The sequence below is a fragment of the Azospirillum sp. TSO5 genome, from assembly GCF_003116065.1.
GTDB lineage: Bacteria > Pseudomonadota > Alphaproteobacteria > Azospirillales > Azospirillaceae > Azospirillum.
Map to the genome: position 1 here is coordinate 1 of NZ_LGQY01000027.1, position 26,850 is coordinate 26,850.

Here is a 26,850-nt window from a genome sequence, read left to right on the forward strand (position 1 = left end):
GCACAAAGCTTCGCTTTGTGCTGACGCGGCAGGCGGACCGTAGGTCCGCTGAGAGCGGGGGAGGGTTAGGGAGGGGGCAATCAGCACCTCCCTACCCAATCAACTCACCCAAAAAGCTGCCCGTGCAGCGCCTGCCAGCTGTCGCGGTCGGGCGCCAGCAGAATGCTCCCTCTGAGCAACTCCGGCCGATAGGGCGTGCCGTCGATCAGCGCGGAATAGCCGCCGGCCTCCGCATGCATCAGCACGCCGGCCGCATGATCCCACGGCATCAGCCGGTGATAGAGCGAGTAATGCGCCCGCCCCTCCAGCAGCCGCAGATACTCCTGCGCGGCGCTCGACAGGCAGGCGCGCTCGCCCAGCCCGGCGCTGCGCTCCTCCAACTGCCGCCCCATCTCCTCGGCGCAGAAGCGCGTCGACAGCGCGCCGACCATCTGCGGCAACGGCACGGCCGGCGCCACATGGACGCGGCTGCCGTTCAGCCGCGCGCCCTGCCCCTTCACCGCCGTCGCCATACGGCCATCGACCGGATCGTGGATCCAGCCGGCGACCGTCTCGCCCTTCCAGGCAAGCGCCACGATCACCGCGAACATCGGCCGGCCCTGCGCGAAATTGATGGTGCCGTCCACCGGATCGATGATCCACACCGGATCGTCGCCATGGATGCGGTCGAGCACACGCTCGTCCTCCGACGCGGCCTCTTCGCCGATGACGCGGCTGCCCGGCAGCAGGGTGGACAGCGCCGGGGTCAAGGCCCGCTCCGCCGCCTCGTCCGCCAGCGTGACGAGGTCGGTCGGGCCGGTCTTCTGCCGGATGCCCGATGAGTCGAGCTTCTGGAAATACGGCATGATCTCCGTCCGTGCGACGGAGCGGATCAGGTCGGAAACCTGGTCGATGTCGGGAAGCGGGAAACCCGTCATGGTCGGAAGGTTCCTGATGGCTTGAGGGGACGGCGGTTCAGCGCTTCGCCGCCGGCGTTTTGCCGGGCACGCTGTCCAGTTTCAACGTGGGATCGCCGCCCTTCGGGTCAGTCAGCAGAACCCTGCCGTCCAGCCCGCTGTCCTTCAGCGCCTTCGACAGCGCATCGAAGGTGGCGCGGTCGGCTGCTGCTGCTGCGGCTTCCTTGGCGGGATCGGGTGGCGGGGGCGGCACCGGGCCACCCTGTGCCGGCTCACGCGGCGCTTTGGGGTCGGGCGGTGGAGGTGGCGGTGGGGTGCCCGCGGTTTCCTTCTCCGGTTCCGGAGGGGGCGGAGGCGGCGGCTGCCACAGGCGGAAGCAGTCGGTGAAGGCCTGCTGCTTGCAATCCTTCAGCAGCTCCGCAGCATCCGGCGCAACGACCAGCGGTTCGTCGGGCGCCAACGGCAAGGGTTTCGGCGGCGGGGGAAGCGGATCCTCTGGCGGCACCGCCGGCTCCTCGACATAGCCGGGCGGCAGCGGCATTCCGTACCGCACCGGCTCGGCCGCCCCGGTCTGGGCGAATGCCAGAAGCAGCGGCAGCGCCGGGATCAGCAGTGCCGGAATCAGGCGGCCGGCGCCGATCAGGACGGTACGGGAAGGGGAACGGAGCACGACGGGACCGCGGCGATGGCGAACGGCCCATTATGGCCCGCCATAGCCCGCGCCGTCATCCCTCAAGCATGTGTCAAATCACCGTCAGGCCGCGGCGCGATGGTCGTGATGGGGGTCGTGGCGGGTTCCGCCGGTGAAACCGCCATAGCCCCAGGCAGCCAGCTCACGGCAGATTGCTTCGATCTTCGCGGCCTCTTCGGCATTCGGCTCCCGCTGGGCGGCGGATTCGATCAGTCGCATCAGGGTCGCACGGCCTTCTGGCGTGCGCGAAAGTTCCTGCAACCGCAGCAGTGCCGCACCCGGCGGCAACTTCTCCTGACGGGCGACGATAGCAACCTGATCGGCGAGGAAAGCCGTGATCGAAAAGCACGACGGATCGGTTTGCAACCGCATTGGCAGTCCTCCTGATGGGGGAGCGCACCGCTCCGTTCCCATCATCGGGCTCCAACGGGGAAATAACCACGCCGCATTCGTCGTAAGACCGGAGTGGGGTGCAACAGGTCATAGACCCGGTGTCGCACCCCCTTCCTTCGGCCAGGAGTACAGGCTCGCGCCGCTTAAGGTTGCGGCTGGACCTGCTCGGTCGGCTGTTCGGCCGGCTGGAACCGCTTCTCGAACCGGGCAAGATCGACGGGGTCGATGGAGACCTGCAGATGCGCATGCTCCTCGTCGTCGCGCCGGTCGAGAACCTCGCTCCTGGCATAGAGCCAGGCGAGCGCCGCCCCGTCGCCAAGCTCGACGGACAGGTCGACAACCTGCCGATTGACGTTCATCCGCTGGTCGAGCAGGCGATCGAGATCGTCGATCCCCTCGCCGGACAGGGCGGAGACCGCCACCGCGCGCGGATTGCGCCCAGTCTGGGCCAGGACCGCCGCGCGGCTTTCCTCGTCCAGGGCGTCGATCTTGTTCAGCACCTCGATCACCCGGTCGTCCGTCTCCGGGTCGATGCCCATGTCGGACAACACCTCATGGACGTCGGCCTTCTGGGCGTCGCTGTCGATGTGGGCGATGTCGCGGACATGCAGGATGATGTCGGCGGCGTCCACCTCCTCCAGCGTGGCCCGGAAGGCGGCGACAAGGCCGTGCGGCAGGTCGGAGATGAAGCCGACCGTGTCCGACAGGATCACCTTGCGCCCCGACGGCAGCGTCACCTGCCGCATGGTGGGATCGAGCGTGGCGAACAGCAGGTTCTGGGCGAAGACGTCGGCGTTCGCCAGCCGGTTGAACAGCGTCGATTTGCCGGCATTGGTGTAGCCGACCAGCGCCACCACCGGGTACGGCACCTTGGCGCGCGCCTTGCGGTGCAGGCCGCGGGTGCGCCGCACCTCCTCCAGCTCCTTCTTGATCTTGATGATCCGGTCGCCGATCAGGCGCCGGTCAAGCTCAAGCTGCGATTCACCGGGGCCGCCGAGGAAGCCGAAGCCGCCGCGCTGGCGTTCCAGGTGGGTCCAGGACCGCACCAGCCGGGATTTCTGGTAGGTCAGGGACGCCAGCTCGACCTGCAGCATGCCTTCCCGCGTCCGGGCGCGGGCGCCGAAGATCTCCAGGATCAGGCCGGTGCGGTCGATGACCTTCGCCTTCAGCGCCCGTTCCAGGTTGCGCTGCTGGACCGGCGACAGGGCATGGTCGAGGATGACGAGGGTCGCCTCGGTCTCCTCCACCACTTGGGCCAGTTGCTCCACCGTGCCGGAGCCGAGCAGGGTCGACGGCTGCGGCCGGTTCACCTTGGCGCATTCGGCATGGACGACGTCCAGCTGAATGGCCTGGGCAAGACCGACCGCCTCCTCGAGCCGGGATTCGGGAGGGCGCATGTCCCCGTCCGCCTCGATGCGGAGGACAGGGTGGACCACGATGGCCCGCGCGGCGCCTTCAGGGGCCGCGCCGTTACCATTGGTCAAGGGATCAGACGCTTTCACCTTCCTTGGGCGGCTCGAAAAGTTGAATGGGATGGGCCGGCATGACCGTCGAGATTGCGTGCTTGTAGACGAGCTGGGAATGCGCGTCGCGCCGCAGAAGTACCGAGAAGTTGTCGAACCAAGTAATAATGCCCTGGAGTTTCACGCCGTTCACGAGAAAGACGGTTACGGGAGTCTTGTTCTTACGGACGTGATTGAGAAACACGTCCTGCACGTTTTGGCTTTTTTCAGACATTTTTCATGCCCCCTTCTTCAATGTTCTTGGGACCCCTTCTTCAGGTGGTCCGCTCCCCGTTTCACGGTGCAGGTATGGTGCGCGCAGGTACCGTCTCGACAGCCGTTTGCAGGGATATGGTATCACCATTGCCTTCCACCAAGCCATACAGGACGCTGTGCAGCGCCGTACAGTCGGTGTGGCGATGGGCGGGCGGAAAACGGTCGAAGCCGCTCCCCTCGCCCAGCCCTATTAGCACCGGAACGAGTCCGGCGCCATGGGCGCATTCCATGTCGATGTCGGCATCGCCGAGAAACCAGACATCAGAACCCGGCGCGATCCCCGCCGGTTCCAGCGCCATCCGCACCGGGGCGATGTGCGGCTTGTCGAACTCGGCATCCTGGGCGCCGACCAGCGTACCGAAATACCGGCTCCAGCCCAGCGCTTTGGCCTCCGCCCGCAGGAACTTGCCGTTCTTGTTGGAGACGACGGCCTGATAGACGCCGCGCTCGTGGAAATGGCGCAGCAGAGTCTCCGCACCCGGCAGCGGCTTCAGCCCGTCCAGGTGGTGGGCGGCGAAATAGGCATAGAAGAGGTCGCGCGCCTCGGTCCAGCGCTCGCCGAAGATGCGGGGGAAGCTGTCGCGTAGCGACGCCTTGATCCGCTCGCGCGCCTCCTCCGCACTCCAGGGGTCGAGGCCGAAGGACACCAGCGCATGGTTCAGCGCCGCGCGCACGGTGTCCCAATTGCTGACCAGGGTGTTGTCCCAGTCATAGATGACGGCGCGCGGCAGGGTGATGGGGGCGGACAAGGAATACTCCCGTATAAACGGTTGATCATTTGGAAACAGGGGAAAGATCGTATTCTTCCAACATCGATCGGATTATGGCTACTCTGTGCCGCACAACAAATGCATGGCACGCATGCCCTCACCACCACAAGCCGAACGGCGCCGGCGATCCACACCTCTCCGGGAAGCCCTGAAGGAGAGGTCACGCTCCTTGCCGGGCTTTCTGATCCTGCGATTCATCGTGCGCTGCCTTCGCGGCAGTCAGTCGCGTCGGGAAGCGCTTTTCGAGCTGTCAGGCACGGAAGGCGTCTTCCAGCCCTATGCCACCACAGCCTTCGACCGCTATCCGGCGATCTTCCGCTTTGTACGGGACGAGATCGGCGACGGGCCGCAGAGGCAAATTCTCTCCTTCGGCTGCTCCTCCGGCGAGGAAGTGTTTTCACTGCGCCGCTATTTTCCCGAGGCGCAAATCGTCGGGATCGATGCCAATCCCTACAACATCTCAGTCTGCCGCAGGAACGCCCGCCAGCGGAACGACCATGGCGTTCACTTCAGGGTCGCAACAACGCCGGCCGCTGAACCGGATGAGATGTACGACGCGATCTTCTGCATGGCTGTGCTCCGCCACGGCCTGCTGACGACGGCGGATTCCCGCTGCGATCATCTGCTTCGATTCGCCGATTTCGACCGCATCACGGGCGACCTCGCCCGCTGCCTGCGGCCGGGGGGACTGCTGGCGATCCGGCACAGCAATTTCCGGTTCAGCGACGCCTCCGCATCGACGAGCTTCACGGTCGCGCACCGGCTCACCGGAAAGCAATCGTCAGGTCCGACACCTTTGTTCGGACCTGACAACCGGAGACTGGAACACGGCTTCTACGACGAGGCCGTTTTCCGGAAAATCACTCGATGAACATCTTCCCCTTCTCGCTGCCATGGACGCCCAGCGACTTCAGCTTGCGGTGAAGGGCAGAACGCTCCATGCCGACGAAGGACGCGGTGCGGGAGATGTTGCCGCCGAAGCGGGTGACCTGGGCCAGCAGATATTCGCGCTCGAACACCTCGCGCGCCTCGCGCAACGGCAGGCCCATGATCTCGCCGCCCTTGTCCCATTTCAGGACGGTCGGCGTGATGGCGCCGATTTCCGGTGGCAGGGTGTCGGCGCGGATCGGCTCCTTCGGGTCGCCCTGCGCCATGATCAGCAGCCAGTCCACCACATTGCGCAGCTGGCGCACGTTGCCCGGCCAGTCATAGGCCTGGAGCGCCGCCATCGCGTCCTCGCCGAACTCGCGGACCGGCAGGCCCGACGCCTCGGCGGAACGCTGCATGAAATGGCGGGCCAGCACCGGGATGTCCTCCCGCCGTTCGGCCAGCGACGGCACGCGGATCGGCACCACCGACAGGCGGTAGAACAGGTCCTGGCGGAAACGACCCTGCTCGATCTCCGCCTGCAGATCGCGGTTGGAGGTGGCGATCACGCGTACGTCCACCTCCACCCGCTGGCCGCCGCCGACGCGCTCGAACACCTGTTCCTGCAGGGCGCGGACGATCTTGCCCTGGGTTTCCAGCGGCATGTCGGCGACCTCGTCCAGCAGCAGCGTGCCGCCATGGGCCTGTTCGAAGGTGCCGATCTTGCGGCCGGGACCGTCGACGCCGGCCTCGGTGCCGAACAGCTCCATCTCCAGCCGCTCCGGCCGCATGGTGGCGCAGTTCAGCCCGACGAAGGGGCCGCTGGCGCGGCGCGAGCGGGCATGGATCAGGCGGGCGACCACCTCCTTGCCGGCGCCGGGCGGGCCGGAGATCAGCACGCGGCTGCCGGTGGGCGCCACCTTGTCGATCGACTGGCGCACCTGATTGACCGCCGAGGAGCGGCCGATCAACTCGACGTCGCCGCCGGCACGCAGCTTCAGTTCCTGGTTCTCGCGCTTCAGCCGCGCCGCCTCGATGGCGCGGTCCACCATCAGCAGCAGCCGGTCGGCCTTGAACGGCTTCTCGATGAAGTCGTAGGCGCCGACCTTGATCGCCTGGACCGCGGTTTCGATGTTGCCGTGGCCGGAGATCATGATGACCGGAAGGTTGCCATGGTCCCGCATCAGCTGTTCCAGGATCTGCAGGCCGTCCAGCCTGCTGCCCTGCAGCCAGATGTCGAGTACGACGAGGCTCGGCCGGCGCGCCGCCACCTGGGCGAAGGCCTGATCGGCGTCGGCGGCCTCGCGGGTCTTGATGCCTTCGTCGTTCAGGATGCCGGCTATCAGCATCCGGATATCGGCTTCGTCGTCGACGATCAGAATGTCATGCGCCATGGGCTTCGTGCCTCATCTCTCCGCCGGTCTCCGCCGGCCTGTCGTCACGGCCGCCCGCGTCGTTCGCGACCGCAACCGGGTGTGGAATGACCAGGGTCACGCGCGCCCCGGGCCCGCCTTCGCGGTCCTCCAGGGTCAGCACGCCGCCATGGTCCTCCATGATCTTCTTGACGATGGCGAGCCCCAGCCCGGTGCCCTTGGCCCGCGTCGTCACATAGGGTTCGGTCAGCCGGTCGCGCTGTTCGCCGCCGGGCAGGCCCTTGCCATTGTCCTCGACGGTGACGACAACCTTCTCACCATCGTCCTCCACCGCGATTCCTACCTCTCCCGGCGGCAGCTCCGACCCGTCGGCGGGCGGCGTGCGCCCTTCGATGGCGTCCGCCGCGTTCTGCAGCAGATTGGTCAGCGCCTGGGAGATCTGCCGGCTGTCGCAGGCCACCGTCAGCGGCCCGGACGGCAGCCGGGTGTCGAAACGGATTTTGCCGGTGTGGGCGCTCGATTGCAGGAACACCGCCTGCCGCACCAGATCGTTGATGTTGACCGGCTTCATCACCGGCTGCGGCATCCGCGCGAAGGCGGAGAACTCGTCCACCATGCGGCGGATGTCGTCGACCTGCCGGACGATCGTGTCGGTGCACATGGTGAAGACCTCCGTATCGCTGGAGATCTCCTTCAGGTATTTGCGGCGCAGCCGCTCAGCCGACAGCTGGATCGGCGTCAGCGGATTCTTGATCTCATGCGCGATGCGGCGCGCCACGTCGGCCCAGGCCGCCTTGCGCTGCGCCGACACCAGTTCGGTGATGTCGTCGAAGGTGACGACATAGCCACGCACTTCGCCGGCGCGCACCTCCGCCGCAATGCGGACCAGCAGGGTCAGCGTCGGCTTGCCCGGACGGCGGATCTGGATCTGGTCCTGCACGACGCGGCCGGGCTTCTTCGGCGCATTCTCCAGCAGGTCGCCGATGTCCGGCAGCAGCTCGACCAGCGACATTCCGACCAGACGCTCCAGATCCTCCTCGCCCAGCAGGCGGGCGGCGGACAGGTTCGGCAGGTTGATGACGCCGTCGGCATCGACGCCCAGCACGCCGGCCGACACACCGGACAGCACCGTCTCGGTGAAGCGCCGCCGCTCGTCCAGCAGCCGGTTGGTCGAGAGCAGTTCCCGGCGCTGCCCCTCGATCTCGGTGGTCATGCGGTTGAAGGCGCGGGACAGCAGCACGAACTCGTCCTCGCCCGGCGGCTCGGAGACGCGGACGGTCAGGTCGCCGGCGCGCACCCGCTCGGCGGCGCCGATCAGCGCGCTGATCGGTCGGACAAGCCGGGTGGCGAAATTCAGCCCGGCCCACACCGCCGCCAGCAGCAGCAGCATCGCCACCACCAGGAAGATCAGGGTGAAGGTGATCTGCAGGCTGCCGCGCTGGTTCTCCAGCGCCGTGTATTCCTTCACCGCCCCTTCGGCCGAGGCCATGTGCTGCAGAACCCGCGGCTCCACCATGCGGCCGACATAGAGGAAGGTATCGGATACGCGGTCCAGGCTGACCAGGGCGCGGACGCGGTCGTCGGATTCCTTGACGATCAGCGCGACCTCGCCATTGCGGGCCTGCTGGATCTTGTCTTCCGGGATCGGTTCGAATTCCAGGGTGAAGGTATATCCGGCCCGCGCGACGATGGCGCCGGTGGTGCCGTTGAAGACGATGGCTTCCGACAAGGCGCGCAGCATCGCCTGGGTGGCGACGACCTGCTCGAACCGTTCCGGGTCGCTGGAGAGACGCGCCTCCTGCGACAGGTCGTTGGCCATCGCCAGGGCATCGGCGCGGATGTTCTGCTGGTGCTCGTGCAGATAGGCGCTGGCGACCACCAGGGATTCGTTGACCGCCGTGCGCACGCGGTCGCTGAACCAGCTCTGCACCCCGACATAGAAGAACAGGGTGGAAAACACCGTCATGATGATGGCCGGCGCCACCGCCAGCACGCTAAACACCAGAACCAGCCGGGTGTGCAGCCGCGATCCCGCCAGCCCGCGCCGCCGCCCGATCAGGATGGCGACGATCCGCCGCGCGATCAGCACGCCCAGCGTCAGCAGGATCGCAAGGTCGAGCGTCAGCAGAAGGGTGACGGTACGCGGGTTGGCCTGCCCGAACGGCGCGCTTTCCGTCATCGCCGCATAGGTGGCGAAGCCGGCGGCCAAGGCTGCCAGCGACAGGGCAAAAGCCATCCGCTTGCCCAGGCCTACCCGCCGGGACCAGTGGAGAATCTTCTGCCAGACCGGCCTTTGGCCGGCTGCTGCGGTGTCGGAATTGAGTGGCATCATCCGGCGCTAATCTGTTGCCGGAAAGATACACCTCTGTTGCGGCCCTGCCAAGCCGCAATGGATCTGCCTTTCGGACAGGACCGCTTAGGCCAGCCGGCGCAGGAGCCGCAGGTCGGTTGCTGGCCTTCGGTCCACCACCGTCCGCACCGACGTTGTGTCACAATTTTGGCACGGGCCGGTTGCGGTGGCGGGTGGGCGTCGATCGATCTATTTGATGCCGCGCATCACCTGGATGTCCAGGTCGCGGATCTTCTTGCGCAGCGTGTTGCGGTTCAGACCCAGCAGTTGGGCCGCCTTGATTTGATTGCCGCGGGTCGCCGACAGGCTGAGCGAGATCAGCGGCCGTTCGATCTCCCGCAGCACCCGGTCGTACAGGCCGTTGGACGGCATGCCGTCCTTGTGGGCGGCGAAATAGTCCTTCAGGTGGCGTTCGACCGCGGAGGACAGGCCCTCGCTCTGCGGCTCCTCCACCGGCTGGGCGGCCGGGGTGGCATCGGCAAGCTCCGCCTCGACCACGTCCAGCCCGATGACCTCCTGCGAATAGAGCGCGGCCAGACGGCGGACCAGATTCTCCAACTCGCGGACGTTGCCGGGCCAACGGTAGCGCTTCAGCCGGTCCATCGCCGCCTGATCGATGCTCTTGGCCGGAAGCCCCTGGCTGATGCCGAGATTCAGGAAATGGCGGACCAGCAGCGGAATGTCCTCCGTCCGCTCGCGCAGCGGCGGCAGACGGATCGGCACCACGCACAGGCGGTAGAACAGATCCTCGCGGAACAGGCCCTGGCGGATCAGGGTGCGCAGGTCGCGGTGGGTCGCCGCGATGATGCGCACGTCGGTCTTGATCGCGGTGCGTCCGCCGACCGTGGTGTATTCGCCCTCCTGCAGCACGCGCAGCAGCCGGGTCTGCGCCTCCAGCGGCATGTCGCCGATCTCGTCCAGGAACAGGGTGCCGCCCTGCGCCTGTTCGAAGCGGCCGGTCGAGCGGTTGGTCGCGCCGGTGAAGGCGCCCTTTTCGTGGCCGAACAGCTCGGACTCGATCAGCTCGCGCGGGATGGCGGCCATGTTGATGGCGACGAAGGCGCCGTTGCGCCGCTTGCCGTAATCATGCAGCGCACGGGCGACCAGCTCCTTGCCGGTGCCGGACTCGCCGGTGATCATCACCGTCAGGTCGGTGCCCATCAGGCGGGCCAGCACCCGGTAGATTTCCTGCATGGCGGGCGAGCGGCCGATCAGCGGCAGCTGTTCCTCGCCCTCCAGGTCGCCCCCGGGCATGGCGGCCGGCGGGGTGTTGGTGTTCAGCGCCCGTTCTACGACCGACACCAGCTCCTTCAGGTCGAAGGGCTTGGGCAGATATTCGAAGGCCCCGCGTTCCGCCGCCTTCACCGCGGTGATCAGCGTGTTCTGCGCGCTCATGACGATGACGCGCAGCTCGGGCCGCAGCTTCTTGATGCGCGGGATCAGATCCAGGCCGTTTTCGTCCGGCATCACCACGTCGGTGATGACCAGATCCCCCTGCCCGTCCGCCACCCAGCGCCACAGCGTCGCGGCGTTGCCGGTGGTGCGAACCTCGTGCCCCAGCCGGGCGAGAGCCTGCGTCAGGACGGTGCGGATGGCGCGATCGTCATCCGCGATGAGAATGGTCGCCGCGCTCATCACCGAGTCCCCCGGCCGCCCTTGGACTGCAAGCCAGCGTCAGAAATCTTCGACCCCCCGGAAAGTTTCGGATCGTCGTATTTCGAATCATCGTACATCGGCAGCGACACCTTGAAGACGGTCCGGCGAGGTTGGCTGTCGAACTCGATGGTTCCGCCATGATCGCCTATGAGTTTCGCCACCAATGCAAGACCAAGGCCAGTGCCGTTCACTTTGCTGGTCACGAAGGGGTCGAACAGGTTGGACTGCAGGTCTTCCGGAATGCCGTCGCCATTATCCTGCACCGTCACCAGCAAGGGCAGATGCCGGCGCACATCGCCACCCGGCAGCGCCATGCGCACGCCATGCTGATAGGAGGTGGTCAGGGTGATCTCGCCGCCTGATTCCGGTGCAGCCTCTGCCGCATTTTTCACCAGATTCAGGAAAACCTGCACAAGTTGGTCGCGATTGCCGTAAACAGAAGGCAGTGATGGGTCGTAACGCTCGACAAAGCGTATTTTTCGGGCAAATCCGCTCTGGGCGACCTTGCGCACATGTTCCAGCACCGTGTGGATGTTCACCGCGGCGCGCTCCAGCGGCCGTTCGTCGGAGAAAACCTCCATCCGGTTGACCAGCGCCACGATACGATCAGCCTCGTCGCAGATCAGGCGGGTCAGCACGCGGTCGTCTTCGCTGGCATTCTCCTCCAGCAGCTGGGCGGCGCCGCGGATGCCCGACAGCGGGTTCTTCACCTCATGCGCCAGCATCGCCGCCATGGCGGTGACCGATCGCGCGGCATGGCGATGGGTCAGCGAATGGTCGATCTTGCGGGCCAGCGACCGCTCATGGATGGTCAGCACCACATGGTCGGGCGGGTCGCCCATGGTCGCCACCTGCACCGTGACATGGTGCGGACCGATGCGCGGCGTGTCGATGATGACCCCGTCCTGCGACACCCGGCGGCTGCCCCGGCGCACCTGTTCGATCAGGCCCATCACCGGGCTGTCCGGCGGCAGCAGGTCCGGCAGCGGCATCCCTTCCATGGCGTTGGCGGACAGGTCGAAGAACTCCTGCCCCTCCAGATTGACGAAGCGGATATCGCCGTTGCCGTCCACCACCAGCACCGGATCGGGCAGGCTGTTCAGCACCACCAGGGACTCCAGCCTGGGCGCCCGCGAGGCACCCGGCCGGCTGCGGCCACGCTGGCCCGGGGCTGTCATCGGTACGGGGTCCATCAGGCGGCCATCCTTTCGATTGCCGGTTCGTAGAAAGCACGGATGCTGTCGCGCACGGCGGCGGGATCGCCCAGCCGGTTGACCTCCTGGCGGAACTCGTTGGAATCGCGCAGGCCGGTCGAATACCAGGAGACATGCTTGCGGGCGACCTTGATGCCGCCGTCGGTGCCGTAGTGGCTCAGCATGCTGTCGAAATGCTCCAGCAGCGTGTCCATCTGCTCGTGCAGCGGCGGATCGGGAAGCCTTTCGCCGGTACGCAGGTAATGCATGACCTGCGACGGAAACCAGGGCCGGCCATAGCTGCCGCGCCCGATCATCACGCCGTCGGCGCCGGATTCGGCAAGGGCCCGGTCCACCGCTTCGAAATCGGTGATGTCGCCGTTGACCACGATGGGGATCTTCACCGCATCCTTCACATGGCGGACATAGGTCCAGTCGGCGGTGCCGGTGTAGAACTGCATGCGAGTGCGGCCATGGACCGTCACCATTTTGATCCCGCACTGCTCGGCGATGCGGGCGAGGTTCGGGGCATTGCGGTTGGTCTCGTCCCAGCCCAGCCGCATCTTCAGCGTCACCGGAATGCTGACGGCCTTCACCACCGCCTCGAGGATGCGGCCGGCCAATGCCTCGTCCCGCATCAGGGAGGAGCCGGCATGGCCGTTGACCACCTTCTTCACCGGACAGCCGAAATTGATGTCGACGACGGCGGCGCCGCGATCCTGGTTCAGCTTCGCTGCTTCCGCCATCACCTCGGGCTCGCAGCCGGCGAGTTGGACCGCCATCGGAAACTCTTCCGGCTCGGTTTCCACCATGCGCAGGGTCTGGCGGTTCTCGCGGATCATCGCCTGGCTGGCGATCATCTCCGACACGACGAGGCCACAGCCCGCGCGCTTCACCAGACGGCGGAACGGCAGGTCGGAGACACCCGACATGGGCGCCAGGATCACCGGTCCGGCGAGCGTGATGGGTCCGATTTGTATGGTCATTCTCACCTGCCCGATTGATGGGCAAATCAACAAAGTGCCACCATTTTGGGCAACTTATCACGCTGCCGCGGATGTGTGCAAGCGCGAAGCCCCTTGGCCGCGCTCAGGCCTGAGGTGAAAGCTGTGCTCTTCCACCGACTTGCGGCGGGTGCGCCCTCAACTCCAGGCCCATTGCCCGATCAGCACGTTCGACACGAACTTGACACCGGGATAGGCAAGGGTCGCCAGCAGATAGACGATCAGCATCGTCCGCGCCGCCGTCCGCCCACGCACGCCGGTCCGGTATTCGGCCAGCAGCAGGATGCCGATGACGACGAAGGTGGCCAGCGACAGCAGGGTCTTGTGATCGGTGCGGAACAGCAGACCCTGCTCGAAATAGAGCACCGCCATGCCTGTGGCGAGTCCGGCACCGAGGACCACCTCCGAAGCGATCAGCAGACGCAGCTGCAGCCGCTCGCTCTCCGCCACCGGCGGCAGGAAGCGGCTGAGCGGAGTCGGCCGCTTGCTCTTCAGCGCCCGGGTCTGGATCACCGCGGCGAAGGACGACACGGCGCTCAGCGTCAGCAGGGCATAGGTGAAGACCGATACCGCAATGTGCAGATCGATCCACACGCCCGGCGCATTGCCGCGCAGGACCGGGGCCGGCGCATCCTCGGTCAGCGTCGCCAGCAGACAGACCGCCAGCAGATAGGGCAGCAGCAGCGGCGCCAGCCTCCACGCCGTGTCATGGAGCAGGCTGAGCCCGATGAACAGAGCCATGCAGGCGGCGGTCGTGACCCACAGCGCGGTGGAGAATCCGGTCTGCCATTGGCCGGCGACCTGCAGGATCGCCCACATGCCCGGACCGGCGGCGGCGAGCAGCAAGGCACCCCAGAAGGACCAGCCGCGCCCCTCCACCCCCTGCCCCGCGATGCGCCGGTAAGGATAGAAGGCGGCAGGCAACAGGGCCACCAGCGCCGTCAGGCTCAAGAAAATGTTCTGCGACATGGACCCGAATGCACTCCCGTCCTTCCGCCGTCATGCTGCCATGACGTGCCGCCATATCAAGCCGCCCGCCCCAGGACATCGTCCGGAGGATAACAGGCGGCAAGGCTCGGCACTTGGCGGAACCACGGCGACAGGCTAGGCTCCGCGACGTTTCCGTCAAGTGGCTATCATATCTTACGGTTTGCCTCATGCCCACCTGCATCGCGCCCACCTGCATCGCCCTGATCGTCGCCGGCGGATCCGGCCAGCGGTTCGGCGCCGAACGGCCGAAGCAGTATCTCGACCTCGCCGGCAAGCCGGTGCTGCGCAGGACGGTGGAGGCCTTCCTCAGCCACCCCCAGGTCACCGGCGTGCGCGTGGTCATCGACCCCACCTGGCGCGATGCCTATGACACCTCGGTCGCCGGCCTTGGCCTGCCCGATCCGGTGGCCGGCGGCGTCAGCCGTCAGGACTCGGTGCGCAACGGGCTGGAGGCTCTCGCCGCCGACGGCGCCCCCGACCTCGTGCTGATCCACGATGCCGCCCGTCCGCTGATCGACGCGGCCACCATCAGCGCGGTGATCGGCGCGCTGGAGACCACGCCGGGCGCCATCGCCGCGGTCCAGGTCGCTGACACGCTCAAGCGCGGCAATTCCGGCGCCATCACCGGCACGGTGGACCGCGATGGGCTCTGGCGGGCGCAGACCCCGCAGGGCTTCCACTTTCCCGCCATTCTGGAAGCACACCGCGCCGCCGCCGGCCTGTCGCTGACCGACGATGCCGCGGTGGCGGAGCGTGCCGGTCTGGCCGTGGCGCTGGTGCCGTCCAAGGAGGACAATTTTAAGGTGACCAACCCCGACGACCTGACCCGCGCCACCCGCGCGATCATGAGCAGCCTGTGGGATGTGCGGACGGGCAGCGGCTTCGACGTTCACCGCTTCACCGACGGCGATTTCGTGACGCTCTGCGGCCTGCGCGTGCCGCACGACCACGGGCTGGAAGGCCATTCCGACGCCGATGTCGGCCTGCATGCCTTGACCGACGCGATCCTCGGCGCGCTGGCCGCCGGCGACATCGGCAGCCACTTCCCGCCCACCGACCCGCGCTGGCGCGGCGCCGACAGCGCCAAGTTCCTGCGCCACGCCGCCGATCTGGTGGCGGAGCGCGGCGGCGTCATCGCCCATGCCGACGTCACCATCATCTGCGAGCGGCCGAAGGTCGGCCCCCACCGCGGCGCGATGGCCGAGCGCATTGCCCAAATCCTGGGCATCGAGGTCGGCCGGGTCAGCGTCAAGGCGACCACCACCGAGCAGTTAGGCTTCACCGGCCGGCGCGAGGGCATCGCCGCCCAGGCAGTGGCGACCATCAGGCTCCCCGGCTAACATCCAATTCAACGATCAGAACCGGGAGAGGCCGTCATGTTTCCCGAGCCCATCCGCGAACTTGCCGCCCAGGTGCTGGCCGAATACGGCCTCGCCGGCTTCATGCTGGCGACCGCCGAGTCCTGCACCGGCGGCCTGATCGCCGGCGCGCTGACCGACATCGCCGGTTCGTCCAAGGTGGTCGACCGCGGCTTCGTCACCTACACCAACATCGCCAAGACCGAGCTGCTCGGCGTTCCCGCCAGCCTGCTGCACGCCCACGGCGCGGTCAGCCCGGAGGTGGCGGTCGCCATGGCGGTCGGCGCGCTGGCCAAGTCGCGGGCCGACGTGACGGTGGCGGTGACCGGCATCGCCGGCCCCGGCGGCGCGACCGAGACCAAGCCGGTCGGCCGGGTCTATGTCGCCACCGCTGTGCGCGGCGGGGCGGCGAAGGCCAAGGAATACACCTTCCCCGGCGACCGCGATGCCGTGCGCATGGCGACGGTGCAGGCGGCGCTGGAGCGGTTGCGGCTGGCCCGCCCGACCGGAAGCCTGCGCTGAACAAACACCGGCAAGCTATTTACACAGAAGGAAAATCACCCGATGCCGACCATCAACATCCAGCTGTTCGAAGGCCGCACCGTCGAACAGAAACGCGAATACGCCAAGGCGCTGACCGAAGCGACCGTGAAGGTCCTCGGCTGTTCGCCCTCGGCGGTGGACATCATCTTTCAGGACGTGAAGAAAAGCGACTGGGCCAGCGGCGGGGAGCTGTGGTCGGACAAGACCTGACCGCCCACATCCCCTGCCCGGCCGGCGTCAGGCCGGCTGCGTCACCCGGCCCGGCCCATAAAGCTGGGCCGCACGCGTTTCGAAGGCCTGCACCATGCGGCGCACCGCCTCGTTGAACAGCAGGCCCATGATCTTCTGCAGCATCTTCGAGCGGAACTCGAAATCGACGAAGAAGTCGACGCAGCAGCCGCCGGGATGATCGTTGAAGATCCAGTGATTGTTCAGATACTGGAACGGCCCGTCGGTGTACTGCACGTCAATCCGGCAGGCCGGCGCACTCAGTTCCACCCGCGAGGTGAAGCGTTCGCGGACCATCTTGAACCCGATGATCAGGTCCGCGAACATGACATTGCCTTCGCGCTTGCGGATGCGGGCCGCCAGGCACCAGGGCAGAAACTCCGGATACTTCTCCACATCGGCGACCAGGTCGTACATCTGCTGGGGCGTGTAGGGAAGAACCTTCTTTTCCGCGTGCGTCGGCATGCCCGTACCCGTGTCCTTCTATTGAACCGTCTGGATCAGGCGGCCGCGACCCCCAGCTTGCGCAGCCGGGCTTCGCGCAACTTCTCGAAATCGGCGCCCGCATGGTAGGACGAGCGCGTCAGCGGCGACGAGGCCACCAGCAGGAAGCCCTTGCCGCGGCCGACAGTGGAATAACCGTCGAACTCCTCGGGAGTCACGAAACGATCCACCGCCGCATGCTTGGGCGTGGGCTGGAGATACTGCCCAATCGTCAGAAAGTCCACATCGGCGGAGCGCAGATCGTCCATAACCTGCCCGATCTCCTCCTTCGTCTCGCCCAGCCCGACCATCAGGCCGGACTTGGTGAAGATCGTCGGATCCAGCTCCTTCACCCGCGCCAGCAGTTGCAGCGAGGCGAAATAGCGCGCACCGGGACGGATTGTCGGATAGAGGCGCGGAGCCGTCTCCAGATTGTGGTTGAAGACGTCGGGCTTGGCCTCGACCACCACCTCGACCGCACCCTTCTTCTTCTGGAAATCGGGGGTCAGGATCTCGATGGTCGTCGTCGGCGACGCAGCGCGGATGGCACGGATGGTGCGGGCGAAATGCTCGGCGCCGCCATCGTCCAGATCGTCGCGGTCGACCGAGGTGATGACGACGTGGCTCAGTTTCAGCTGGCCCACCGCCTCGGCCACATTGTCCGGCTCATGCGGGTCCAGCAGATCGGGACGCCCGGTCTCCACATTGCAGAAGGCGCAGCCGCGCGTGCAGATGGAGCCCAGGATCATGAAGGTGGCGTGCTTGTGCTTCCAGCACTCCCCGATGTTCGGGCACGCGGCCTCTTCGCACACGGTGTTCAGCTTCAGACCGCGCATCAGCTGGCGGGTCTCGTTGTATTCCTGGCTCATCGGCGCCTTGACCCGGATCCAGGCCGGTTTGCGCTGGATCGGGTTGTCGGGCTTATGGGCCTTCTCGGGGTGGCGCAGCTTCTCGGACTGGTCGACGAGGGTCATGGTCTAAAGCTCCCGATGGCCGACGCGATGCCCCGGCCCCGACAATAGGTGCGATGAGGATGTCAAACCCGCCATTCCGGCGGAAACAGTTCGGCCGGATAGGCCGGATCGAGCGCCTGGTCAAGCGTGAAAGGCGACTCGACCGGGAAATGCCCGTCGGGGACATCCGCCTCGACGGCGGCCCGCAGCCGGGCATCCGAGTAAACATCGACGAAGACGTCGGCAATGTAGGGCCGAAGGCTGGGGCTGTCCTTGATCTCGCGGATCAGCTTCTTGCGCTGCTCCCGGACGGTCAGGCGCCAGCCGCGCTCGCATCGTTCCCGCAGGTCAGGACAGAACATCCATTTCAGCAAATGGACCAGCAGAACGCCAAGGCGATTGTCGATCTCGGACTTCTGGCTGCGGCCCATGCTCTCGATCTCCTCGGCGACGTTCTCCCAGTCGACCGGGGCGTTGTTCCGCTCGGCGCCGGCACGGCGAAGCTCCTGCGCCTGGGCTTGCGTCCAGGCGTAGAAATCCACGTCATAGGCGGCGCTGCTGCGGTCCATGGCTCCGTCCAAAGGGGAAAAACGTCACCTCGGAAAATCTTAGTTAAAAGTGGATCGCCCGGCCATAGGCATCAAGGACCGACTCATGCATCATTTCCGACAGGGTCGGATGCGGGAACACCGTGTGCATCAACTCGGCCTCGGTCAGCTCCGACGACTTGGCGATGCCATAGCCCTGAATCAGCTCGGTCACTTCCGCGCCGATCATGTGGGCGCCCAGCATCTCGCCGGTCTTGGCGTCGAAGATGGTCTTGATCAGGCCTTCCGGCTCGCCAAGCGCGATGGCCTTGCCGTTGCCGACGAACGGGAAGCGCCCAACCTTGATCTCGTAGCCGGCTTCCTTCGCCTTCTTCTCCGTCAGGCCGACCGACGCGATCTGCGGGTGCGAGTAGGTGCAGCCCGGGATGTTGCGGACGTTCAGCGCATGCGGGTGCTTGCCGGCGATGTGCTCGGCGACGATCACACCCTCGTGGCTGGCCTTGTGGGCGAGCCAGGGGGCGCCGGTCACGTCGCCGATGGCATACACGCCCGGCTCGTCAGTCTCGCACATGCCGTTGGTCTGGATGTGGCCGCGGTCGGTCTTGACCTTGGTGTTCTCCAGGCCGAGGCCCTCGGTGTTCGGGCTGATGCCGACGGCGACGATGACGCGGTCGACCGTGATGTCCTCGGTCTTGCCGCCGGCCTCGACGGCCACGGTCACGCTGTCGGCGGCCTTGCGCAGGTTGCCGGCCTTGGCGCCGGTGATGATGCGCATGCCCTGCTTTTCGAAGGCTTTCCGGGCCATTCCGGAGATTTCCTCATCCTCCACCGGAAGGATGCGGTCCATCACCTCGACCACAGTAACTTTGGCGCCCAGGGCGTTGTAGAAGCTGGCGAATTCGATGCCGATGGCGCCAGACCCGATCACCAGCAGCGACTTCGGCATGGCATCCGGGGTCATCGCCTTGCGATAGGTCCAGACCAGCTTGCCGTCATCCTCCAGGCCCGGCAGCGTGCGGGCGCGGGCGCCGGTGGCGATGATGATGTGCTTGGCGCCGAAGGTGCCGACCGGGGCCTCGCCCTTGGTCACCGCCACCGTGCCCTTGCCGAGCAGCTTGGCGGAACCTTCGATCACCGCGACCTTGTTCTTCTTCAGCAGGTGCTTGACGCCGCCGTTCAGCTGCCCGGCGACCTTGCGCGAGCGGGCGACGACCTTGTCGAGGTCGAAGGACGGGTTCTGGATGACCAGACCGTAGTCGGCGGCATGCTTGGCGAGATGCAGCACCTCGGCCGAGCGCAGCAGCGCCTTGGTCGGGATGCAGCCCCAGTTCAGGCAGATGCCGCCCAGGTTTTCACGCTCGATGACCGCGGTGTGCAGGCCCAGCTGCGCGGCGCGAATCGCCGCCACGTAACCGCCCGGCCCGCCGCCGATGACGATGACGTCGTAATTCATGTCGGCCAAGGGTGTTCTCCCCATTCAGGAGCGAGGCGCATCCTCGCGGCCGGCGGCAAAGATGCCTTCCTCGACCCGGCACGCCTCGTCGATGATCGTCTGGTACAGGGTGGCCATGAAGTCCGGATCCAGGCCGTACGCCAGCCCCGCCTCGGCCGCCCGCTGTTTCACCGCTTCGACGCGATCGGGCAGCACGGCCGGCAGGTTCTCCGCCATCTTCACCGCGGCGACGCGGTGGACGACGGACAGGCGCTTGCCCAGCAACGCGACGAGTTCGTCGTCGATGGCGTCGATTTCGGCGCGGAGCGGGGCAAGGCTTTTCGACATGGAACCGGATCCTCAAACCATCAGAGCAGCATCGAGAGCGGATCCTCGAGCAGCTTCTTCACCGCCGCAAGGAATTCCGCACCGACGGCGCCATCGGCGACGCGGTGGTCGAAGGTGCCGGTCAGGCTCATCACCGTGGCGATGGCCAGCGCGCCGTCCTTCACCACCGGGCGCTGCTCGCTGGCGCCGACCGCCAGGATGCAGGCCTGCGGCGGGTTGATGATCGCCTGGAACTGCTTGATCCCCATCATGCCCAGGTTGGAGATGGAGATGGTGCCGCCCTGGTACTCTTCCGGCTTCAGCGCGTTGTCGCGCGCCTTCTTGGCCAGCGCCTTCATCTCGTTGGAGATGTCGGCCAGACCCTTGGTCTCCGCCTTCTTGACGATCGGGGTGATCAGCCCGGTCGGGGTGGCGACGGCGACCGAGATGTCGGCGTGGCTGTACTGCAGCATCGCCTCGTCGGTCCAGGCGGCGTTCAGCGCCGGAACCTTCTTCAGCGCCAGCGCCACCGCGCGGATGATGAAGTCGTTCACCGACAGCTTGTAGGCGTCGGACCGGCCGTTCAGCTCGGCACGGACCTTCATCAGCGCGTCGATCTCGACATCCACCGTCAGGAAATAGTCGGGGACGGTGCGCTTCACCTCGCCCAGGCGCTTGGCGATGGTCTTGCGCATGCCGCTGTTCGGCACGGCGGTGTAGGCCATGCCCAGCTTGTCGGCGAGCGCCTTGGCATCCACACCCTCGGCCTTCGCCGGGGCCGGAGCAGCGGCGGGAGCCGGAGCGGCGGCAGTCGGAGCCGGGGCAGCCGCCGGAGCGGCGGCAGCCTTGGCCGGACCGGCGGCCTTGGCGGCCTCCACGTCGGCCTTGACGATGCGGCCGTGCGGGCCGGTGCCCTTGACCGACTTCAGGTCGACGCCGGCCTGTTCGGCGATGCGGCGCGCCAGCGGGCTGGCGAACACGCGCTCACCAGTGGCAGTCGCCGGAGCGGCGGCCGGGGCCGGAGCAGCGGCGGCCGGGGCGGCCGACGGCGCCGGTGCTGCGGCCGGAGCGACAGCAGCGGGCGCCGGCGCCGGGGCGGGAGCGGAGCCGGCAGAAGCCAGCGCACTCTCGTCCTCGCCCTCTTCCAGCAGGATGGCGATCGGGGTGTTCACCGCGACGCCCTGGCTGCCGGCCGGGATCAGGATCTTGCCGATGCGGCCTTCATCGACCGCTTCGACTTCCATGGTGGCCTTGTCGGTTTCGATCTCGGCGAGCACGTCGCCGGACTTCACCGTGTCGCCTTCCTTCTTCAGCCACTTGGCGAGGTTGCCCTCGGTCATCGTGGGCGAGAGGGCGGGCATCAGAATCTGAACGGTCATCCTATCAGCCCTCCTCTCAACGATAGCAGGCTTGCTTGGCGGCCTTGACGATGTCGGCGACCTGCGGCAGCGCCAGCTTTTCCAGGTTGGCGGCGTAGGGCATCGGCACGTCCAGGCCGGCCACGCGAGCCACCGGCGCGTCCAGATAGTCGAACGCCTGCTCCATCATCAGCGCGCACATTTCCGAACCGATGCCGGCGAAGGGCCAGCCTTCCTCGACGGAAACGAGGCGGTTGGTCTTCTTGACGCTGTTGACGATGGTGGCGGTGTCCAGCGGACGGATCGTGCGCAGGTTGATGACCTCCGCGTCGATGCCTTCCTTCGCCAGTTCCTCGGCGGCGGCAAGGGCATGGCCGACCATGATCGAGAAGGCGGTGATCGTCACGTCCTTGCCCTGACGCTCGATCTTGGCCTTGCCGATCGGCAGGACGAACTCCTCGTCCTCCGGAACCTCGAAGCTCTGGCCGTAGAGAATCTCGTTCTCCAGGAAGACCACCGGGTTCGGATCGCGGATCGCCGCCTTCAGCAGGCCCTTGGCGTCGGCCGCCGACCAGGGCGAGACCACCTTCAGGCCCGGGCAGTGGGCATACCACGAGGCATAGCACTGCGAGTGCTGGGCGGCGACGCGGGCGGCGGCGCCGTTCGGGCCGCGGAAGACGATCGGGCTGCCCATCTGGCCGCCGGACATGTACAGCGTCTTGGCGGCGGAGTTGATGATGTGGTCGATCGCCTGCATGGCGAAGTTGAAGGTCATGAACTCGACGATCGGCTTCAGCCCCTTGAAGGAGGCGCCGACGCCCAGACCGGCAAAGCCGATCTCGGTGATGGGCGTGTCGATGACACGACGCTCGCCGAACTCCTGCAGCAGGCCCTGGGTCACCTTGTAGGCGCCCTGGTACTGCGCGACCTCCTCGCCCATGACGAAGACCTTCTCGTCACGGCGCATTTCCTCAGCCATCGCGTCGCGCAGAGCTTCGCGGACCGTCTTCTTCACCGTCTTGGCGAAGAACTTGTCCTCGTCCGACTCCGGAGCCGACACCGGGGCGGCCGGCACGGTGGGAGCCGGGGCCGGAGCCTGGACCGCCGACGGGGCGGCCTTGGTCTCTTCCGAGGCCGGGGCGGCGTTGGCGGGAGCGGCGGCGGCCGGGGCGTTGCCGCCCTTGGACAGCGCGCTCTCGTCCTCGCCCTCTTCCAGCAGGATGGCGATGGGGGTGTTCACCGCGACATTGTCGGTGCCTTCGGGCACCAGGATCTTGCCGACGCGGCCTTCATCGACCGCTTCGACTTCCATGGTGGCCTTGTCGGTTTCGATCTCGGCGAGCACATCGCCGGACTTCACCGTGTCGCCTTCCTTCTTGACCCATTTCGCCAGCTTGCCCTCGGTCATGGTGGGCGACAGGGCCGGCATCAGCACTTCGATCGGCATTCCTCAACCTCCGGCGGCGCGGGGAAACCGGTTGCCGCTCCCGATATGGGGGCAACCCGTCCCTCTGGCGCCGCTCCTGCTTTTCGTTGACGTCAGGACCAGACGGTGGACGACGGTCAGCTCTCGACCAGGATGTCGGTCCACAGCTCCGACGGATCGGGCTCGGGGCTCTGCTGCGCGAACTCGGCCGATTCGGTGACGATCGCCTTAACCGCGCGATCGATCTCCTTCAGCTTGTCCTCGTCGGCATGGCCGCCGGCCAGCAGCTTCGACTTCAGCTGGTCGATGGGATCGGACTCCGACCGCATCTTCTCGACCTCCTCCTTCGTCCGGTACTTGGCCGGATCGGACATGGAGTGGCCGCGGTAGCGGTAGGTCTTCATCTCCAGGATGACCGGGCCGTTGCCTTCGCGGATGTAGTTCACCCACTGGTCGGCGGCGGCCTTCACCTCGAGCACGTCCATCCCGTTGACCTGATAGCCCGGGATGCCGTAGGCGGCGCCGCGCTGATGCAGTTCACCGGCCGAGGCGCGCTCCTGCGAGGTGCCCATGGCGTACTTGTTGTTCTCGATGACGAACAGCACAGGCAGCTTCCAGAGCGCCGCCATGTTGAAGCTCTCGTACACCTGGCCCTGGTTGATGGCGCCGTCGCCGCAATAGACCGCGGACACGCCGCCGTCATTGAGGTACTTGTGCGAGAAGGCCAGACCGGTGCCGAGCGGAACCTGGCCGCCGACGATGCCGTGGCCGCCGTAGAAGTTCTTCTCGCGGCTGAACATGTGCATCGAGCCGCCCTTGCCCTTGGAGTAGCCCCCAATGCGGCCGGTCAGCTCGGCCATCACGCCCTTGGCTTCCATGCCGCAGGCCAGCATGTGGCCATGGTCACGGTAGCTGGTGATGACGTCGTCGCCCTCTTTCAGGGCCGCCTGCACGCCGACGACGACGGCTTCCTGGCCGATGTAGAGATGGCAGAAGCCGCCGATCAGGCCCATGCCGTACAGCTGGCCCGCCTTCTCTTCGAAGCGGCGGATCAGCAGCATCTCGCGATAGTAATGAAGAAGCTCTTCGGAAGAGACGGCTTGAGCGGGCGCGGTGTCGGTCTGCGCCTTGGTGGAACGGCGTCGGGACGCGGCCATGATTCCTCCCCAGGGTTCAAGCGGCAAAGGTCTTTGACAACACCTTTTGCCGCCGCGCGTTGCGGGCATGCGAGAGCCCGCACCGGAAGCGAATATGGCGCGCACACTACACGAGCTTCTAGGTCTGCGCAAACGTCTGTTTTTGCAGCGCTATTTCAGATTAACCGCGATTCGGTTAATCGGCTGATATCCCCTTACTTCTGCTGGCTCGCCCCTTCCGGATCGGCCAGTTTGGGAAGCTTGACGATGACGTCGCGCGGGTTGGCGAAATTCAGCATCAGCCGCGCCCGCTCCTCCAGCATATCGCGGTCAAGACCGTCGCCGCGCAGCAGCTGGGCGCGCCGTTCCATATCCTCCCGCTCGGTGCGGAGCTGGTTCAGCACATCCTCCGCCTGGGCGATTTCCCCCTGGATCTGCTTCATCGCCACCAGCCCGCGATCACCATGGATCGCGTAGTAGGCGAAGTAGGCGACCACGCAGGCGCACAGCGCCGGCATGATTGCTTGGCGGAGCGCGCTTTTGGCGGCGCGGGCGAGCGTGTCGGTGAGGTCGGCGATCATCGTCATGGTGGCACGATGGAATCACAGCGGCTTTCCACCGGTCAAACGAAAAAGATGCAACAGCCAAGTCGCAAAAGCTTCGTGATCTTTGCGCAACCCAGTAATGGGTATCCGTCACGTCCAAGCCACAAGTCGACAGGATGTTCCTGTAAAGTTCTCGTCGGTAATCGGGTGTCCCGCCAGGCGACGCTCCCGCTCATCGGTACAGCCATCCACCCGGCATAGAGCGAAGGTGCATGGAATGAAACCGGCGGTGGCGTGTTTGGACCCACACGGTGCCGTTGTGTCCGGGTCCGAGTCCATTGCGTCTTCGCAACTCCGGTCCCACCGATGGCGCCGCCAACTGGCTGAGGAGCGATACCCCATGCGCAGCAAGTTTCTGATCGTGGCCCTGCCCGCCCTGCTTCTGGGTCTGGCGGCCTGCGACGACCAAAACGCCCAGAATTCCAATGCGTCGAACCAGAGCAGCCCGACCACCAGCAGCGGGTCGAGCAGCGGATCCACCACCGTCCCGCCGCCCTCGACCGGCGTTCCGGTGCAGGGCGGCACGTCGGGCAATTCGATGAACGAGACCAGCGGCGCCACCCGTACGGTGCCGGGTGGCTCGACGGCCGGCGGTTCGGCCGGCGGCGGCGCCAGCACCGGCACCTCGACTCCCTCGGGCGGTCAGTAAGGTCGGACGTGGTGGACGGTCACACGTCCACCACCCGCCTCCGCCGGTCCGATGCCTCGCCGCTGCTGTCCGGTTCGAAGGCGATGCCCTTGACCAGCGCCACCACCGGGCGACCGGGCGCCAGTTCCAGTTCACGGACGGCCGCCCGCGTGATTCGCGCGATCAGAAAGGAGCCGCCCACCGCCAGCCGCACGTCGGCCGACGACGGGCCGGACTCCGCCACCTCCGCAACGGTTGCGGTCAGCGCGTTGCGCAGGCTGACGCCGCTCGGCTGCTGCAAAGCGATGATGACGTCGCGGGCATGGATGTGCAGCCGCACCGCCGTGCCGGGCGGCCGGTCGATCTGCGGCACCGTCAGGCGCCCTCCGTCGAAAGCCAGCACCGACAGCCCATCCTCCGGAACATGGCGCTCGACCGTCAGGTCCAGCACCGCACCGGCGTCCTGCGCACCGGTCACCGCCGACAGGTCGAGCCGGCCCATCACCGCGCCCACTGGTCCGGCCGCGCGCACCCTGCCCTCCGCGATCAGCACCATCGTGGTGGCGAGCCGCACCACCTCGTCCAGCGCGTGGCTGACCAGGACGATGGGGATGTTCATCTCGTCGCGCAGCCGCTCGATATACGGCATGATCTCTGCCTTGCGGGCGGCATCGAGCGACGCCATCGGCTCGTCCATCAGCAGCAGGCGCGGCTGTGCCAGCAGGGCGCGGCCGAAGGCGACCCGCTGCTTCTCACCGCCGGACAGGCCACGCGGCCGGCGGTCCAGCAAATGGCCCAGGCCCAGCAACTCCACCACCGGTGCGAAGGCGATCCGCCGCTCCCCGGCAGGCACACGGCGCAGCCCGTATTCCAGGTTGCTGCGCACAGTCATGTGCGGGAACAGCCGCGACTCCTGGAAGACATAGCCGATGCGCCGCTTTTCCACCGGCACGTCGATGCGCTTTGCGCTGTCGAAGAACACGGTGTCGCCGATGCGGATGTGCCCGGCGTCGGGCCGCCTCAGGCCGGCAATCGCATTGATGACAGAGGTCTTGCCGGAACCTGAGCGGCCGAACAGCGCCGTCACCCCGCGTTCCTCCGCGGTGAAGGCGATGTCGAGCGTGAAGGCGCCCAGTGTCTGGCGGATGTGCAGGTCAAGCATGGTCAGACCTGCCCGATCAGGCGGCGAACCCGGTTCGCCAGAAACTCCGACAGCATCAGCGCCAGCAACGCCACGCCGAAGGAGATCGTCGCCAGCCGTGCCGCCACCGCGTCGCCGCCCGGTTCCTGCGTCGCGGCGTAGATCGCCAGCGGCAGCGTCTGCGTCTTGCCGGGGATGTTGGAGACGAAGGTGATGACCGCCCCGAACTCCCCCATCGCGGCGGCGAAGGCGACGATGGCGCCGGACAGCAGGCCCGGCGCCATCAGCGGCAGCAGGATGGTGAAGAAGCGATCGACCGGCCCGGCGCCCAGCGTACGCGCCGCCGCCTCCAGCCCGCCGTCGATGGCCTCGACCGACAGGCGGATCGCCCGCACCATCAGCGGAAAGGAGGTCACCGCCACCGCCAGCGACGCCCCCTCCGCCGTGAAGATCAGCTTGATCCCGAAGGTCTGGTAGAGCCAACCGCCGACCACCCCCTTGGTCCCCATCGTCACCAGCAGGATATAGCCGGTGACCACGGGCGGCAGGACCAGCGGCAGATGGACCAGCCCGTCGACCAGCGTCTTGCCCGGAAAGGAATAACGGCCGAGCACCCAGGCGGCGAGCACGGCCACCGGCAATCCCAACGCGATGGCGACGCCCGCGACACGCAGGCTCAGCAGCAACGCGGTGGTTTCCATCGGCGTCAGAAGTTCCATGCGG

General features: G+C 66.7%; 28 protein-coding genes. 5 read left to right on the forward strand and 23 right to left on the reverse strand.

Going from position 1 to position 26,850, the window contains the following annotated elements:
• Positions 1 to 104: 104 nt before the first annotated feature.
• From TSO5_RS07520 to TSO5_RS07545, 6 genes are all read right to left on the reverse strand, one after another.
• Positions 105 to 917 (reverse strand): inositol monophosphatase family protein, encoded by an 813-nt coding sequence (locus TSO5_RS07520; RefSeq protein ID WP_109151021.1) that lies wholly within the window; start codon positions 915 to 917, stop codon positions 105 to 107.
• 37 nt (positions 918 to 954) lie between these two features.
• Entirely contained in the window at positions 955 to 1,566 is a 612-nt protein-coding gene (locus TSO5_RS07525; RefSeq protein ID WP_109151022.1) for a hypothetical protein, read from the reverse strand.
• A gap of 84 nt (positions 1,567 to 1,650) precedes the next feature.
• A complete protein-coding gene (locus TSO5_RS07530; protein ID WP_109075644.1) occupies positions 1,651 to 1,959 on the reverse strand; it encodes a hypothetical protein in 309 nt (102 codons plus the stop codon).
• A 164-nt stretch (positions 1,960 to 2,123) separates the two neighbouring features.
• A complete protein-coding gene (gene hflX / locus TSO5_RS07535) occupies positions 2,124 to 3,377 on the reverse strand; it encodes a GTPase HflX (RefSeq protein WP_247870632.1) in 1,254 nt (417 codons plus the stop codon).
• Positions 3,378 to 3,468: 91 nt separating this feature from the next.
• Complete coding sequence (gene hfq / locus TSO5_RS07540) at positions 3,469 to 3,717, reverse strand: RNA chaperone Hfq (protein WP_012974114.1); 249 nt, start codon at positions 3,715 to 3,717, stop codon at positions 3,469 to 3,471.
• Between the two features lie 61 nt (positions 3,718 to 3,778).
• The gene (locus tag TSO5_RS07545) at positions 3,779 to 4,507 is read right to left on the reverse strand and encodes an HAD family hydrolase (RefSeq protein WP_109151023.1); all 729 of its coding nucleotides are present in this window, start codon (positions 4,505 to 4,507) and stop codon (positions 3,779 to 3,781) included.
• Positions 4,508 to 4,697: 190 nt separating this feature from the next.
• Between TSO5_RS07545 and TSO5_RS07550 the strand changes: the two genes are divergently transcribed.
• Entirely contained in the window at positions 4,698 to 5,399 is a 702-nt protein-coding gene (locus tag TSO5_RS07550; protein WP_158282382.1) for a class I SAM-dependent methyltransferase, read from the forward strand.
• Here the strand turns inward: TSO5_RS07550 and TSO5_RS07555 are convergent.
• The 6 genes from TSO5_RS07555 to ccsA all read right to left on the reverse strand — a co-directional run bounded on the left by TSO5_RS07555 (position 5,389) and on the right by ccsA (position 13,940).
• A complete protein-coding gene (locus tag TSO5_RS07555; protein WP_109151025.1) occupies positions 5,389 to 6,789 on the reverse strand; it encodes a sigma-54 dependent transcriptional regulator in 1,401 nt (466 codons plus the stop codon). The genes TSO5_RS07550 and TSO5_RS07555 overlap by 11 nt on opposite strands.
• Positions 6,779 to 9,004 (reverse strand): PAS domain-containing sensor histidine kinase, encoded by a 2,226-nt coding sequence (locus TSO5_RS07560; protein WP_247870633.1) that lies wholly within the window; start codon positions 9,002 to 9,004, stop codon positions 6,779 to 6,781. The genes TSO5_RS07555 and TSO5_RS07560 overlap by 11 nt, the downstream gene beginning before the upstream one ends.
• Before the next feature lie 303 nt (positions 9,005 to 9,307).
• On the reverse strand, positions 9,308 to 10,753 hold the full coding sequence (ntrC, locus tag TSO5_RS07565; protein WP_109151026.1) for a nitrogen regulation protein NR(I): 1,446 nt from the start codon (positions 10,751 to 10,753) through the stop codon (positions 9,308 to 9,310).
• On the reverse strand, positions 10,753 to 11,952 hold the full coding sequence (locus tag TSO5_RS07570; RefSeq protein WP_109151054.1) for an ATP-binding protein: 1,200 nt from the start codon (positions 11,950 to 11,952) through the stop codon (positions 10,753 to 10,755). The genes ntrC and TSO5_RS07570 overlap by 1 nt, the downstream gene beginning before the upstream one ends.
• A 14-nt stretch (positions 11,953 to 11,966) precedes the next feature.
• Positions 11,967 to 12,953 carry a tRNA dihydrouridine synthase DusB gene (dusB, locus tag TSO5_RS07575; protein WP_109151027.1) on the reverse strand — a complete coding sequence of 329 codons (987 nt, stop codon included), beginning with the start codon at positions 12,951 to 12,953 and terminating at the stop codon, positions 11,967 to 11,969.
• Between the two features lie 156 nt (positions 12,954 to 13,109).
• Positions 13,110 to 13,940 carry a cytochrome c biogenesis protein CcsA gene (ccsA, locus tag TSO5_RS07580; protein ID WP_109151028.1) on the reverse strand — a complete coding sequence of 277 codons (831 nt, stop codon included), beginning with the start codon at positions 13,938 to 13,940 and terminating at the stop codon, positions 13,110 to 13,112.
• 188 nt (positions 13,941 to 14,128) lie between these two features.
• Here ccsA and TSO5_RS07585 point away from each other — a divergent pair, with 188 nt between their 5' ends.
• Genes TSO5_RS07585 through TSO5_RS07595 form a run of 3 tightly spaced genes read left to right on the forward strand, consistent with a single transcriptional unit; the run spans position 14,129 to position 16,072 of the window.
• Complete coding sequence (locus TSO5_RS07585; RefSeq protein WP_109151029.1) at positions 14,129 to 15,301, forward strand: bifunctional 2-C-methyl-D-erythritol 4-phosphate cytidylyltransferase/2-C-methyl-D-erythritol 2,4-cyclodiphosphate synthase; 1,173 nt, start codon at positions 14,129 to 14,131, stop codon at positions 15,299 to 15,301.
• Between the two features lie 36 nt (positions 15,302 to 15,337).
• Positions 15,338 to 15,841 carry a CinA family protein gene (locus tag TSO5_RS07590; RefSeq protein WP_109151030.1) on the forward strand — a complete coding sequence of 168 codons (504 nt, stop codon included), beginning with the start codon at positions 15,338 to 15,340 and terminating at the stop codon, positions 15,839 to 15,841.
• 42 nt (positions 15,842 to 15,883) lie between these two features.
• Positions 15,884 to 16,072, forward strand: coding sequence for a 4-oxalocrotonate tautomerase (locus TSO5_RS07595; RefSeq protein ID WP_014247666.1), 189 nt, complete (start codon positions 15,884 to 15,886; stop codon positions 16,070 to 16,072).
• A 27-nt stretch (positions 16,073 to 16,099) separates the two neighbouring features.
• On the opposite strand, the gene TSO5_RS07600 is transcribed toward TSO5_RS07595, so the two are convergent.
• The 9 genes from TSO5_RS07600 to TSO5_RS07640 form a co-directional block, all read right to left on the reverse strand.
• Positions 16,100 to 16,555, reverse strand: coding sequence for a type II toxin-antitoxin system RatA family toxin (locus TSO5_RS07600; RefSeq protein ID WP_109151031.1), 456 nt, complete (start codon positions 16,553 to 16,555; stop codon positions 16,100 to 16,102).
• 35 nt (positions 16,556 to 16,590) lie between these two features.
• Positions 16,591 to 17,547 carry a lipoyl synthase gene (gene lipA, locus TSO5_RS07605; RefSeq protein WP_109151032.1) on the reverse strand — a complete coding sequence of 319 codons (957 nt, stop codon included), beginning with the start codon at positions 17,545 to 17,547 and terminating at the stop codon, positions 16,591 to 16,593.
• A 62-nt stretch (positions 17,548 to 17,609) separates the two neighbouring features.
• The gene (locus TSO5_RS07610) at positions 17,610 to 18,095 is read right to left on the reverse strand and encodes a DUF29 domain-containing protein (protein ID WP_109151033.1); all 486 of its coding nucleotides are present in this window, start codon (positions 18,093 to 18,095) and stop codon (positions 17,610 to 17,612) included.
• A 43-nt stretch (positions 18,096 to 18,138) separates the two neighbouring features.
• Positions 18,139 to 19,536 carry a dihydrolipoyl dehydrogenase gene (gene lpdA, locus TSO5_RS07615; RefSeq protein ID WP_109151034.1) on the reverse strand — a complete coding sequence of 466 codons (1,398 nt, stop codon included), beginning with the start codon at positions 19,534 to 19,536 and terminating at the stop codon, positions 18,139 to 18,141.
• Between the two features lie 15 nt (positions 19,537 to 19,551).
• Positions 19,552 to 19,854, reverse strand: a complete 303-nt coding sequence (locus tag TSO5_RS07620; RefSeq protein ID WP_085089443.1) for a chorismate mutase — start codon at positions 19,852 to 19,854, stop codon at positions 19,552 to 19,554.
• Between the two features lie 20 nt (positions 19,855 to 19,874).
• On the reverse strand, positions 19,875 to 21,212 hold the full coding sequence (locus tag TSO5_RS07625) for a pyruvate dehydrogenase complex dihydrolipoamide acetyltransferase (protein ID WP_109151035.1): 1,338 nt from the start codon (positions 21,210 to 21,212) through the stop codon (positions 19,875 to 19,877).
• 16 nt (positions 21,213 to 21,228) lie between these two features.
• On the reverse strand, positions 21,229 to 22,638 hold the full coding sequence (locus tag TSO5_RS07630; protein WP_109151036.1) for a pyruvate dehydrogenase complex E1 component subunit beta: 1,410 nt from the start codon (positions 22,636 to 22,638) through the stop codon (positions 21,229 to 21,231).
• Positions 22,639 to 22,754: 116 nt separating this feature from the next.
• Positions 22,755 to 23,774 carry a pyruvate dehydrogenase (acetyl-transferring) E1 component subunit alpha gene (gene pdhA, locus TSO5_RS07635; protein WP_109151037.1) on the reverse strand — a complete coding sequence of 340 codons (1,020 nt, stop codon included), beginning with the start codon at positions 23,772 to 23,774 and terminating at the stop codon, positions 22,755 to 22,757.
• 194 nt (positions 23,775 to 23,968) lie between these two features.
• On the reverse strand, positions 23,969 to 24,340 hold the full coding sequence (locus TSO5_RS07640; protein ID WP_199230831.1) for a septum formation initiator family protein: 372 nt from the start codon (positions 24,338 to 24,340) through the stop codon (positions 23,969 to 23,971).
• A gap of 358 nt (positions 24,341 to 24,698) precedes the next feature.
• On the opposite strand from TSO5_RS07640, the gene TSO5_RS07645 reads away from it, so the two are divergent.
• Positions 24,699 to 25,007 (forward strand): hypothetical protein, encoded by a 309-nt coding sequence (locus tag TSO5_RS07645; RefSeq protein ID WP_109151038.1) that lies wholly within the window; start codon positions 24,699 to 24,701, stop codon positions 25,005 to 25,007.
• Between the two features lie 19 nt (positions 25,008 to 25,026).
• On the opposite strand, the gene modC is transcribed toward TSO5_RS07645, so the two are convergent.
• Both modC and modB read right to left on the reverse strand, forming a co-directional pair.
• Complete coding sequence (gene modC / locus TSO5_RS07650; protein ID WP_109151039.1) at positions 25,027 to 26,148, reverse strand: molybdenum ABC transporter ATP-binding protein; 1,122 nt, start codon at positions 26,146 to 26,148, stop codon at positions 25,027 to 25,029.
• 2 nt (positions 26,149 to 26,150) lie between these two features.
• A complete protein-coding gene (gene modB, locus TSO5_RS07655; protein ID WP_109075429.1) occupies positions 26,151 to 26,846 on the reverse strand; it encodes a molybdate ABC transporter permease subunit in 696 nt (231 codons plus the stop codon).
• Positions 26,847 to 26,850: the final 4 nt, after the last annotated feature.

What these genes read in the sequence shown, in the direction of transcription:
- TSO5_RS07520 (WP_109151021.1), bottom strand. Translation starts at nt 917, where the DNA reads ATGACGGGTTTCCCGCTTCCCGACATCGACCAGGTTTCCGACCTGATC.
- TSO5_RS07530 (WP_109075644.1), bottom strand. Translation starts at nt 1,959, where the DNA reads ATGCGGTTGCAAACCGATCCGTCGTGCTTTTCGATCACGGCTTTCCTC.
- hflX (WP_247870632.1), bottom strand. Translation starts at nt 3,377, where the DNA reads ATGCGCCCTCCCGAATCCCGGCTCGAGGAGGCGGTCGGTCTTGCCCAG.
- hfq (WP_012974114.1), bottom strand. Translation starts at nt 3,717, where the DNA reads ATGTCTGAAAAAAGCCAAAACGTGCAGGACGTGTTTCTCAATCACGTC.
- TSO5_RS07555 (WP_109151025.1), bottom strand. Translation starts at nt 6,789, where the DNA reads ATGGCGCATGACATTCTGATCGTCGACGACGAAGCCGATATCCGGATG.
- TSO5_RS07560 (WP_247870633.1), bottom strand. Translation starts at nt 9,004, where the DNA reads ATGGCTTTTGCCCTGTCGCTGGCAGCCTTGGCCGCCGGCTTCGCCACC.
- ntrC (WP_109151026.1), bottom strand. Translation starts at nt 10,753, where the DNA reads ATGAGCGCGGCGACCATTCTCATCGCGGATGACGATCGCGCCATCCGC.
- TSO5_RS07570 (WP_109151054.1), bottom strand. Translation starts at nt 11,952, where the DNA reads ATGACAGCCCCGGGCCAGCGTGGCCGCAGCCGGCCGGGTGCCTCGCGG.
- dusB (WP_109151027.1), bottom strand. Translation starts at nt 12,953, where the DNA reads ATGACCATACAAATCGGACCCATCACGCTCGCCGGACCGGTGATCCTG.
- ccsA (WP_109151028.1), bottom strand. Translation starts at nt 13,940, where the DNA reads ATGTCGCAGAACATTTTCTTGAGCCTGACGGCGCTGGTGGCCCTGTTG.
- TSO5_RS07585 (WP_109151029.1), top strand. Translation starts at nt 14,129, where the DNA reads ATGCCCACCTGCATCGCGCCCACCTGCATCGCCCTGATCGTCGCCGGC.
- TSO5_RS07590 (WP_109151030.1), top strand. Translation starts at nt 15,338, where the DNA reads ATGTTTCCCGAGCCCATCCGCGAACTTGCCGCCCAGGTGCTGGCCGAA.
- TSO5_RS07595 (WP_014247666.1), top strand. Translation starts at nt 15,884, where the DNA reads ATGCCGACCATCAACATCCAGCTGTTCGAAGGCCGCACCGTCGAACAG.
- TSO5_RS07600 (WP_109151031.1), bottom strand. Translation starts at nt 16,555, where the DNA reads ATGCCGACGCACGCGGAAAAGAAGGTTCTTCCCTACACGCCCCAGCAG.
- lipA (WP_109151032.1), bottom strand. Translation starts at nt 17,547, where the DNA reads ATGACCCTCGTCGACCAGTCCGAGAAGCTGCGCCACCCCGAGAAGGCC.
- TSO5_RS07610 (WP_109151033.1), bottom strand. Translation starts at nt 18,095, where the DNA reads ATGGACCGCAGCAGCGCCGCCTATGACGTGGATTTCTACGCCTGGACG.
- TSO5_RS07620 (WP_085089443.1), bottom strand. Translation starts at nt 19,854, where the DNA reads ATGTCGAAAAGCCTTGCCCCGCTCCGCGCCGAAATCGACGCCATCGAC.
- TSO5_RS07625 (WP_109151035.1), bottom strand. Translation starts at nt 21,212, where the DNA reads ATGACCGTTCAGATTCTGATGCCCGCCCTCTCGCCCACGATGACCGAG.
- TSO5_RS07630 (WP_109151036.1), bottom strand. Translation starts at nt 22,638, where the DNA reads ATGCCGATCGAAGTGCTGATGCCGGCCCTGTCGCCCACCATGACCGAG.
- pdhA (WP_109151037.1), bottom strand. Translation starts at nt 23,774, where the DNA reads ATGGCCGCGTCCCGACGCCGTTCCACCAAGGCGCAGACCGACACCGCG.
- TSO5_RS07640 (WP_199230831.1), bottom strand. Translation starts at nt 24,340, where the DNA reads ATGACGATGATCGCCGACCTCACCGACACGCTCGCCCGCGCCGCCAAA.
- TSO5_RS07645 (WP_109151038.1), top strand. Translation starts at nt 24,699, where the DNA reads ATGCGCAGCAAGTTTCTGATCGTGGCCCTGCCCGCCCTGCTTCTGGGT.
- modC (WP_109151039.1), bottom strand. Translation starts at nt 26,148, where the DNA reads ATGCTTGACCTGCACATCCGCCAGACACTGGGCGCCTTCACGCTCGAC.
- modB (WP_109075429.1), bottom strand. Translation starts at nt 26,846, where the DNA reads ATGGAACTTCTGACGCCGATGGAAACCACCGCGTTGCTGCTGAGCCTG.